Below are 11449 nucleotides of genomic sequence, written 5' to 3'. Positions count from 1 at the left end.
TTCCTGGAACCGGGCGCCGACGATGGCCATGACCTTGCCGCGCGCGTATTCCAGCACACCCATCGCCAGGAACAGGACAATCACCAGCACTGACAAGGCCACCAGCGTCGCCTCGGACCCGCTGCCAAGGACCCGGTCATAGACCTGCAGCATGTAAAGCGGCCCGGTCAGCATCAGCAGGTTGACGACGACGCTGAACAGCACCACCGCCAGGATCAGCCCGGCCGATTCACGCCGGGCTGCCTTCAGTTCCTTCATACCTGACACACTCGTCCGATCCAACTGGGGCCAACCGTCAGGCAAAGAGGAAGTCGTCGGCGGTCAGGTTGATCGCCGTGGCCGAGTTGAGGACGATGGTGTTCGCCGCAAGCGCGATGGTGACCGACGTGGTGCCGTTCCCGGTGATGGTGAGGTCACTCAGGTCATCGGCGGCGGCAGGGGCGAACCAGAGCCGGTCGATGCCGTCCTCGAAGTCCATGATGGTATCGGTCTCGAAGGCCTGGTCGGTGAAAAGGAACGTGTCCGACCCTTGTTCGCCCCAGAGCACGTCGATGCCGGTGCCCGCGATGATGTAGTCATCCCCCGTGCCGCCGAAGATCTGGTCGTTGAAGCTGCCGCCTTCGATCGTGTCGCCGCCGGCCCCGCCAAAGAGCGAGTCCGAGTTGTGATCGCCGCGGATGTCGTCCGCACCGTCGCCGCCGTAGATCGTATCCCAGCCCGACCCGCCGCGGATCTGGTCATAGCCGTCGTAGCCGTAGATGAGGTCGGCCTCGTTCCCGCCAAGGATATAATTCGACTCGTTGTTGCCATGCAGGGTGTCTCTGAAGGCCGAGCCCTCAAGCTGCTCGATGCCCTGCAAGACGTCACCGACTTCTATGCCGCCCGGATTCCCTGCCTGCGCTCCTGACACGCGCAGATCAACGGACACAGCTTGGGTCGCATCTGCGTACGAAGCCATGTCAAAACCCGCGCCGCCGGTGATCGTGTCGGCACCCGAGCCGCCGACAAGGAAGTCGTCGCCCGCTCCCCCGTTCAGTTTGTCGTTGCCAGCGCCGCCATACATCCTGTCGTTGCTGGCCGAGCCCACCAGATTGTCGTTCGCAAGCCCAATCCCATAGGTGCCGGTCTTGTACAGAATGTCCGCCCTCGTCCAGATCGCTCCGTTGGCAAACTCGATTGCTTCGATGCCGACGCCCGACGCCGGGTCCGCGAACTGGTTCTTCACGATGTGGACCTGGATGTTTCCGGCGCCGTCATCGACCTCGATCCGCAGGTCGTTCGACCCGCTGACTCGGTAAAGATTAACAGCGCTTGGCGCGACCGTCGAAATCCTGAACGTGTCGATTTCGTAGATCGAGGTCCCGGTGTCGTTGATCGTGTCGTTGCCGTCGACCAGCAGGACAACGTAACGGTCGTTGCCTGCCCCACCGTCCAGTTGGTCGTTGCCCTGTCCCCCTGTCAGCGTGTCGTCGCCGGCGTTGCCAGTCAGGGTATCATTACCAAGGAAGCCCCACATGTTGTCGTCGAAGGCAGTCCCGGTGACGTTGTCGTTGGACGAGCCGCCCGACACGCGCACCCGGTCCAGGATGTCGTCCAGCTGCCAGACCAGGCCGTCGGCAAAGACGATCCGCTCGATCCCGTTTCCGGCCGTCACGCCCGTGTACTGCCCAGCGACCCGGATCGTCTCGTTCGTGCTTTCGATCAGGATCGTCAGGTCGGTCGAGCCGTTCGCACGGTTCATCCGGATCCCGTCCGCTGTGGTGACATTGGTCAGGACCAGCGTGTCGACTTCGGTCAGCGACGCGCCCGCGTCGTTGATCGTGTCAGCGCCGTCGCCCTTGGTCCAGCGATAGGTGTCGCTGCCGTTCGACCCGGCAAGTGAATCCGCCCCGAGGCCGCCGACAATGACGTCATCCCCATCGCCTGCATTCACAACGTCGTTGCCGTCGAGCGCCGTGATATTGTCGCGGTAGACCGTTCCGGTCAGGGTTTCGGCAACAGCAGTTCCGTCCAGTCGGGTGGCCGCCAGGATGTCTGTCAGCGTCCATGTAACGCCGTCCGAGAAACCGATAACTTCGATGCCAAGGCCCGAGGGGTTCGGGTTGCTGGCCGTAGACTCAAAGCGGTTGATGACCGTCAGGACCTCACCAGTGCTGACCACGCGGATCACCAGGTGGTTGCTACCGTTCGCGCGGGTCAGTTGGACGTCCGTGGACGCGACGTTTGTCAGCGTCAGACGATCCGTATCCGACATAAGCGCGCCGGTGTCGTTGATCGTGTCGTTGCCATCGCCTTTGGTCCAGACATAGCTGTCCGTCCCGTTGCCACCAACCAGCGAGTCATTGCCAGTGCCGCCGACAAGAACGTCGTTGCCATCATTGCCGGTAAGGGTGTCGTTCCCGGCCAATCCGCTGAGGCTGTCAGCATAGATCGTGCCGGTCAGGGCTTCTCCTGCCACCGTTCCCGTCGTCGCAAACAGCGCCACCTGATCCTGCAGGACGCGGGTGACGACGCCGTCGGAAAACTCGATCGCCTCGATCCCGGCGGTGCCGCCGGTTGTGGCGAACCGGTTCAGGACAGTGATGACCTCGCCGGACTGCGGCACGGTGACGGTCATGTTCGCCCCCGACCGCGCGAGCACCGCGCCAGTGGACGCGACATCGGTCAGGACCAGGGTATCGACCTCGCCCGCAGTGGTGCCCGCCTCGTTGATCGTGTCGTTCCCGTCACCCCGCGTCCATTGGTAGAAGTCGCTGCCATTGCCGCCGACCAGCGAGTCGACGCCAAGACCCCCGACCAGCACGTCATCGCCGTCGTTGCCGGTCAGCGTGTCGTTGCCGGCAAAGCCGTAAAGGTTGTCGCGGTAGGCAACGCCGGTCAGGGCATCGTTGCCTGCCGTTCCGTCCACCCGGGTACGGGCAAGGATGTCTTGCAAGTCCCAGATCACGCCGTCCATGAAGCTGATCCGCTCGATCCCGACGCCCGAGGTTGCGGACAGGAAGCGATTGGTGATGGTGAACGTCTCACCCGTCGAAAGGGTGATGACCAGGTTGTTGCTCCCGTTCGCCCGCGTCAGAGTGGCGACCGACGACAGGACGCTGCGCAGACGCAGGTGGTCCACTTCAAGCAGAGACGTGCCCGTGTCGTTGATCGTGTCGCTGCCCTGACCCGCCCATTCGTACAGATCGCTACCCGCGCCGCCATCCAGGACGTCGTTGCCAGCACCGCCTTCCATGCGGTCGTCACCGGCCAGACCATTTATCGTGTCATTGCCATCATTGCCGTCGATGTAGTCGTCGTGTGATGTCCCGTCCCGGAGGTCGTTGCCACCGGCACCCGGCGTGACGGTCCGGGCGAGAATGTCCGCCAGGTTCCACACAACGCCGTTTGCAAAGACGATCCGCTCGATCCCGCTGCCGTTGTCGGTGGCCGGGAACTGGTTCACGATGCGGATCAGGTCACCCGGATTCGCACCGGAAGCGTAGACGTCGACCCTCAGATCAGCCGAGCCGGTCAGGCGCTGCAGTCGCAACTCATTCGGCAGGACGTCGGTAAGGTACAGCGTGTCGATCTCGGTCAGGGATGCCCCCACGTCGGAAATCGAATCCCCGTCGTGCCCTCTTTGCCAGTAATAGGCATCGCTGCCGTTTCCGCCGTTCAGCGCATCCAACCCTGTCCCGCCATACAGCACATCGTTCCCGTCGCCACCGTTCAAGACGTCGTTGCCGTCCAAACCGTAAATGTTGTCCTGATACCCGGTTCCGGTCAGCGTTGTGCCCGCATTGTCGCCGTTCAGCCGCGCGCGCTGCAGGATGTCGGTCAGGTTCCAGATCACGCCGTCGCTGAAGACGATCCGCTCGATCCCGTAGCTCCAAGTCGTGTTCTGGTAGCGCTCGTCGATGGTGATCACTTCGCCCGTCGGCACGATGGTCACCAACAAGTCAGCCCCCGCTGCGGCCGAGAAACTCAGCGCCACTTCGGTAGAGGCAACATTGGTGAACTGAAGCGTGTCCGTCTCAAGCAGCGACTGGCTCCAGTCGTTGATCGTGTCGTTGCCGTCGCCCCTGGACCAGACATAGGTGTCGCTGCCGTTCGAGGCCGTGGCCCCGGTTGTGTTCGTGCCCCAAAGGACGTCCGCCCCCGTGCCGCCGATCACCCGGTCTGACCCGTCGCCGGCAACGATGGTGTCGTTCCCCTCGAACCCGTTGATGATGTCCTGGCCCGCCGTCCCGGTCAGCGCATTCGCCGCGCTGGTGCCGTTCAGAGTGGTTACGGTCGGAACAACGGTCGCAGCCGAATCCACCCCTACCGACATGTGGTCCATGCTTTGCGCCAGCGAGGCCACGAATTGCGCCACCGATATCCTGCCGGTGGACAGATGCGCCTCCCAGATCGCCTGTTCCTGTGCAGTGGGCTGACGACCAAGCGCGTTGACGAAAGCCTGCTGAACCAGCGCCGCCCCGGTCAGCCCGAACAGGCTGTTCGACGCCACGCCCTGCAGGTCGCCCCGCACTGCCAGAAGCTTCAATGCGATGTCGTCGGGGTTGTCCGTGCCCTTCAGCATCAGACCGGTCAGATAGGTGATCTCCTGCACCGTCGCCGCGCGGTCATAGACCACGTCGACCAGGCTTTCGACCAGGTTGCGGACATAGGCCTCATCGAGGCTACGCTCGAACACCGCCGGGTTCATGATGACGTCGAAGTTGTTGGTCGACATGTGGCCATTGCCGACCACCACGTGCTCCATCCCTTCGGAAATCCCTGCCGCAAAGTTGCCGCGGCTGATGCCGCCAGGTCCAGATGCGCCACCCGAGGCGCCAATGGCCAGCGCCGCGATCCCTTCGCTTAGCTCGACCAGCGAGGGCACGCGGCCCAATGCGTTCAGGTAGATCTGGGTGACGAATTCGGCGTTCGACAGCGTGCCATAGCGCGTGGCGAATTCCGACGACGCCAGAAGGTCGTTCGCCAGCGCCAGTTCGTCCAGCTGGCCATTGGCGATCCGCGGGACCAGCATCTCGATCTCGGTCACGTCCATGTCGCGGTCGAGGATCGTGTCGAAGATGCGCGCGGCTTCGGCCAGCACGCGTTCCTTGGCCGCTGCGTCCAGGCGCACGGTGCTGGTACTGGACTGCGCCACATTGCCAGCGCCGAGCCACCGCGAGGTCATCGTCCAGGTCTCGATCCCCAGGGCGTCGATCTGGTGCGACACGACGACGTTGGTCGAAGTGGTCGAGGCAGTGACGCCATTGGTCCAGGTATAGCTGTCGGGGTCGACCGCGGACCGGGTGATGACCTGTTCCACAGTGCCACGGGTCATCCGCGTGACCAGCCCGTCGGCCGAGGTGGTGGTGACGAAGGTCTGGATCTTCGCGCCGCCCTGGCCGAACGAGGTGTCCACCACCTGCCGCGAGCCGTCGGCGAGGATCCGGCTGTCCGTGATCTTGTCTGCGATCCCATTGCCGTCGTAGTCGGCCGTCGAGGTCGTGGTCCGCCCGTCGGCGCTCGTCACCGTCTCGAACCGTGACCGCAGGTCGCCATCGGCATAGCGCGTCTCGCTGACGACGGTGCGGCTGCCGTTCAGGCCGATGGTCGTCGTCTCGGTCGTGGTCGCGTCCACCACACCGTCGCCATCGGCGTCGATCTGCGTGGTCGACTGCAGCCCGTTGGCCGAGGTCGTCGTCACCTCGGTGTAGACCACCTTCTTCGCGCCGTAGGTGCCGTAGATCGCCTGGTTCGCCTCGTAGATTTCGCGGAAGGTCTCGGTGGTGGACCCGTCGGCGTTGAAGGTCACGTCGGTAAAGCGGGCGAAGTCGCTCTTGTTGTCGTTGTCCACGTCGAAGGTGAACGACCGGTCCATCCCGTTGGCCGAGACCTTCTCGGTGATCAGGATGCTGCGGGAATTGTCCAGGCGGACGTCCTTGTAGTCGACCTGCAGGTTCGATGATAGGTCGGTGACCGCGACGATGCTGCGGTCGATCTTGCCATCGCCGTTCAGGTCCCGCGTCGTGGTAAGGGTGCGACCATCCGCGCTTTGCGACCGGGTCGTTGTCTCGGTCACGCGCGAGCCGGGGTAGTAGAGCGTGTTCGTCTCGACCCAGCTGCCATCGGCGGACCGGATCAGGGAAAGGTTGCGGTCGGCGTTGCCGTCGCCGGTGAAGTCGGTGACCACGGTGGTCCGCAGCCCGTTGCCGCTGGTGGTCGTCAGAACATCCGAGATGGAATCGTCGGTTGCGTCTTTCGTCACCTGACGCACGACAACATCGCCATTGGCGGAATAGGTCCGGGTGGTATCGGTGCGGAACTCGAACACCTGGTCGCCGTTCAGGTCCAGCATGACCGTCGACCGGTTGCCGTCGTCGCTGACGCGGGACTGCTCTTGCCCGACGATCTGGTTGCGCTCGTTGGTGTAGGTCACGCTGCGCGAAACCTCGCCCGTGACCGACAGCGTGGTCCGGTCGGTCGAGGACAGATCTGCCCGGCCATCGCCGTTCGTGTCATGCGCGGTGGTGGTGACCAACCCGTCGGCAGAGGTGGTGCGGATAAAGCGGCCCTCGACCGCCCCGCCCGTGGAGAAATAGGTGGTCGTGCTGGTCGTGGTGCCCGAATTGGCGATGGTGGTGACGGTCTGCCGGTCATTCACGCCATTGCCGTCGAGGTCGGTCGATTGCGTGACGGTGCGCTCGTCGGCGCTGGTCACCGTGACAGTCCGGTTGAGAAGGCTGTTGTTTTCCGAGGTCGTCTGGACCGTGTCCGTGACGACGCCATTGACGGCAATCGTGCGGGTCTGGGTCTGAGTGAATTCAGTCGTCCCGTCCCCATCGACGTCGTCCGTCCGGGTCGTGGTCAGCCGGTCGTCGCTGGTCGTGACGGTGCTGCGGGCATAGACCGCATCGTTGGCGCCTCGGCCGGTCGTCGTGGTGGTGGTCGAGCCATTGGCGTTCAACACCGTGTCACTGATGCTGCGGCGTTCCTGAATGCCGTCGCCGTCGCGGTCCCAGCCTTCGGTGACCGAAAGGCCGTCATCGCTGGTGACCGTCCGGGTCAGGCTTTGCAGCGCGCCGGTGGCGGAATAGCGGGCCGACTGTTCGGTCGTGACGCCCGTGTCGGCAACGGTCCGGGTCCACACCGCATCGTTCACACCGTCGCCGTTCACATCGGTCGACCGGGTGATATTCCTGGCATCATCTGTCGATGTAGTCGTGGTTCTGGCACGCAAAATGCCGGTATCGGTGCGCAGCTCAGACACCTCGGTCCGGCCGCCGTTGGTCAGAAGCGTGGTGGTCTGCGTCGTCACCAGGTCGAAATCGCCGTCGCCATCGGCATCGGACCGCACCGTTGTGACCAGCCCATCGTCGCTGACCGTTGTCTGGACCTGGGACAGAAGGGCAGCATTCTGCGCCCGCGACTGCGCCGTCTCGGTCACGCTGCCATTGGCATTCAGGACCCGGGTCGAGCTTGTGGTTCGGTCGAACGCATTGTCGCCGTCCATGTCGGCCTGGGTGGTCACCACCAGCCCGTCATCGCTGACCGTCGTCACCGTCAGCGTCCGGTTCGACCCGTCGCCGTTGTTCACGTCCACCGTCTGGACGCGAGAGCCATTCAGGTTCAAGGCGGTCGAGTTGGTGACCACTGTCTCGTTCACCGTATCGCCGTTGGCATCGACCGAGGCCGTGCTGACCAGCCCGTTGGCGCTGGTCACCGTCACCGTGCGGGCCGTCACCGCGCCAGCCGGGGCAAAGCTCGTCTCGGTCAGCGTGACCGACCCATCCGCCGTCTCGACCTGGCTTGCCACCCGGTCCGTCGCCCCGTCGCCATTGGCGTCCGTTGTCACCGTCACCGTCCGCCGGTCCGCGCTTTCCACCCGCACCGTCCGACCGGTCAGCGTCGTCCCGTTCCCGGCGAACTCTGACACCGTCCGCGTGACGCTGCCATCGCCATTCAGCACCCGCGCGTCCACCGTCTGCGCGTCGAGCGTCCCGTTCCCGTCGACATCCACCGTCCGGCTGACCGTCAGCCCGTTGGCGCTGGTCACCGTCACTTCGCGCGACCGGAGGCCCCCGTCCTGGTTCACCGTCTGCACCGTGCGCGTCGCCACGCCGCCCGAGACCGTGGTGATGTCCGACATCGACATGTCCGTGTCGCCATCCCCGTCCGCATCGACCGTCGAATTGGTCACCAACCCGTCCGCGCTGGTCACCGCCACCGTCACGGCCCTCACCGAGCCATCCGGGTTCCGCGCCCAGGTGGTCTCCGTCCGCGCCTGGGTCGTCGCGTTCACCGTCACTTGCCGCACTAGGTCCGTCGCCTGGAACACCCCGTCCTGGTTCCCATCAACCCAGGTCGTGGCCGTCACCTTGTCCGCGCCCAGCGTCTCGCGCATCAGGCCCCGGACCGAGCCGTCCGTATTCGTCGCCGTCACCGTCCTGACCCGGCTGCCATCGGCGTTGATCACCGTCTGGTCGACCGTCGTCAGGTCGATATCGCCATCGCCATCGACATCCGCGCTGGTGGTCTTCGTCAGCGCATCCGCCGACTGCACCACCGTCGTGACGGACCGAGTGCTCCCGTCCCCGTTCCGCACCGTCGCCACGGATGTCGTCGCCGTCCCGGCCTGGCCGGTGATCGACATCGCATCGGTCCGGTCGACCGTCCCGTTCCCGTCAAGGTCTAGCGCCACCGTCCGCACCTTGCCGTCCGCGCTGACAGTCTCCGTCTCTCCGGCCCGCAAGGTCCCGTCGCCGTTCCGGATCTCGGTCACCTCGGTCCGGCTGTTGTTCGCCGCGATCACGATGGAGTGGCTCTCCACCGTCTCGGCCACGCCGTTGCCGTCCCGGTCCGTCCCCTCCGACCGTACCAGCCCATTGGCCGACACCGTCTCGGTCCGGCCATGGATCACCGTGCCGTTCTGCGCCAGGTCCTGCAGCACCTCGGTCCGGCTGCCGTCCGCGTGCGTCGTCCAGACCTCGCGCTGGTCGAACCAGCCGCCGCCGACCGAGTCCCGCTGGATCGTGATGACCTTGCCGTCCGCGCTGGTCGTCGTCACCGTCCGGCTGGTCAGGATCCCCACCGTCCAGTCCGCGCCGATCCGGTTCACCACCGTCTCGGTCTTCGATCCGTCGCCGTTCGTCACCCGGTCCATCCGCTGCACCCGGTCGGTGACCCCGTCGCCGTTGTCGTCGTAGAACCGCAACGATGCCGTGCCCGAGGCATTCGTGACCGAGACCACCCGGAAGGCGACGCCGCCATCCTTGTCATAGCCGGTCTGGGTCAGCACCCGTTCATTCGCGATGTTGGTGACCGCGCTTTCGACCACCCGATACCCCGCCGCATCGGCCGTGAGCGTCGTGTTCGCCACCGTCCCCGTCGTCCCGTTCGCCCGGGTGAACGTCGTCTGCCCGGTGATGACCGAGCCATCGGGCAGCTCGATGTTCACCGTATTGGCCGTCAGGTTGATCTCGGTGATCCCCAGCTGCGCCAGCGTCATCACGGTGGTGGAGCCATCGGCATTGGTGACCAGCACCTTGAACTTCGCGAACTCCGCGTCCGCCGCCGTCAGCTTGCCATCGCTGTTCGTGTCCCAGATCGAGCGCAGCGCCTCCAGATCCCCCGCCGCCGTCGGGTTCCATTCGGTGAAGACATACTGCCGATGTTCGGTGATCGCATTCCGCCCGTCGGGGTCATAGAACAGCACCCCATCCCCCGCGCCCGCCCAGGACGAGCGGTGCTGCAGGCCATCCTTCCCGGTCATGAACTGGGTGGAGTTCTGGTATTCCGTGATCTTGACCCCATCGCCGTCGAGGTCGAGGAGGACAGGCTGCGGACCGGTCTTCCTGGGGTCGTCCTTGGGTTTGGGGGCAGCCTTGGTTTCGGTCTTTACGACCTCTTTCTTACCCGCTGGCGTGTCGATGGTCTGCTTCGTCTTGGTCTGCGTGACGCCGGACTCCCACTTGGTGGTGGTGGTCGTCTTGGTGTTGCCGTTGCTGTCTTTCGTGACCGTGGTGGTCTTGGTCGGACCACCATTGGCCGCCTTGCCGGAGTCTGAGCCGCCGCCGCCACTGCCACCGCCGTTGCGATCCGCCCAACTGTCGCCGGAGGTCTTGCCCGATGTCTTGGTAGCGACGCCTCCGCCGCCATCCTGCCGATCCCGATTATACTCCCGCTGATGCGCTGCTGAAGCGGCGACTTGAGCCTTCTGGAAGATGTTTATTGCGCCGTCGACTGCACTGGCAACTGCGTTTGCCCCGGCCTTGATGACGTTTCCTGCAGCTCCTGTTGCAGTGCCGCCCTTGTCCAGGATGTTGTCAATCGCTTCGCCTACCCGTCGTATGCTTTCTCCCGCCGATGCGGCGTCATCACTTTCGCGATCTGCACTATTGCTAGGTATCTGCGACATCTGGCCCATTCGAATGAGCTCAGAAATCAGATCAAGTGCGTTAAACTCATTGCCAACGGTTAGAGTGCCACCCATATCGCCTTGGCCAATGCCTTCCTGCATGTTAAAAAGTACATCCAATGGCATTGGCACGCCGTAGCCATGAGAACCAGGCGACATTTGATTCTTTCCGTTCACACCTCCATCGGGGTCCTCCAAGGCATATAGGTCATAAATCAACCCACCAATTGCCTCGCCAGCACTACCCACGACGATCCCGGTCACAACTAGCGCTCCGGTAAGTGGCGCGGTTAGAGTGGCACCCACCGCCGCTAAACCGTAGCCGACGACTGCCATCGCTCCGCCAGCAACTGCACCGCCTGCTATCTCTGCCTTGTCTCTGCCCGTTAGATCGCCGTCCGAACCGTGGGTGCCGACACCAACAACCACACCGGCCACGACGCCGATTCCACCGGTCGCTTTCGCAGCCAGTTTGCTTCCATCATCAAGTGTAAAGGCAATTAATCCCTCAAGGCCCCATCCAAAGTACTCGTAACCTCGAATTTCACTATCGTCACCGTTCGGATCTTGAGGGTTCACTTCTTGTCACTCCCTTTATTTTCTCTACGCTCTACAAAAGCATCCCAGAGACACAGCAGGAGGAATACGACTGGGCCATAGATTATCAAAAGCTCCATATCCTCCGGGCGACTAAAGAAGGTATCGAAACCATCCCATAGCAACCAAGAAACTGTCAAAGGAATCCAAACACACAAGAACATTGCTATCGCAATGTTTCGAGTCCGTCTGCGCCCTAAGTTGTGCCCTTTACGCATCAGATCTGCCCACAATGGAAGTGCGTTTCCGCCAATCAAGCAAAGCGCAGAACTTCCGAAATCCTTTTGCCACGGTTGACTTCTTACACTTAAGGAGCACGGACTTAACGATTACGGCGCAACAGGAATGTAAGCCACTATCTTTAGGGTCCGCCTAAATTGTTCAGCTATTGCCCTCCACACCCACCCCACACCCCTCACTCCAACCCCGTCCATCCGCGCACCAGGCCGTTAACCACGC

The 11449-nt window shown here is 63.5% G+C and carries 1 protein-coding gene and 1 pseudogene; both read right to left on the bottom strand.

Annotated features, from left to right (window positions below):
• Positions 1-258 (bottom strand): annotated as a pseudogene (locus AC2EAL_RS21270) (type I secretion system permease/ATPase); the annotation flags it as partial.
• Positions 259-295: 37 nt separating this feature from the next.
• Entirely contained in the window at positions 296-10393 is a 10098-nt protein-coding gene (locus tag AC2EAL_RS21265) for a calcium-binding protein (protein WP_484726244.1), read from the bottom strand.
• Positions 10394-11449: the final 1056 nt, after the last annotated feature.

The organism is Tabrizicola sp. T74 (assembly GCF_057219935.1).
Note: the sequence above shows the minus strand (reverse complement) of the source record. Positions and strands in the feature narration are given on the sequence as shown.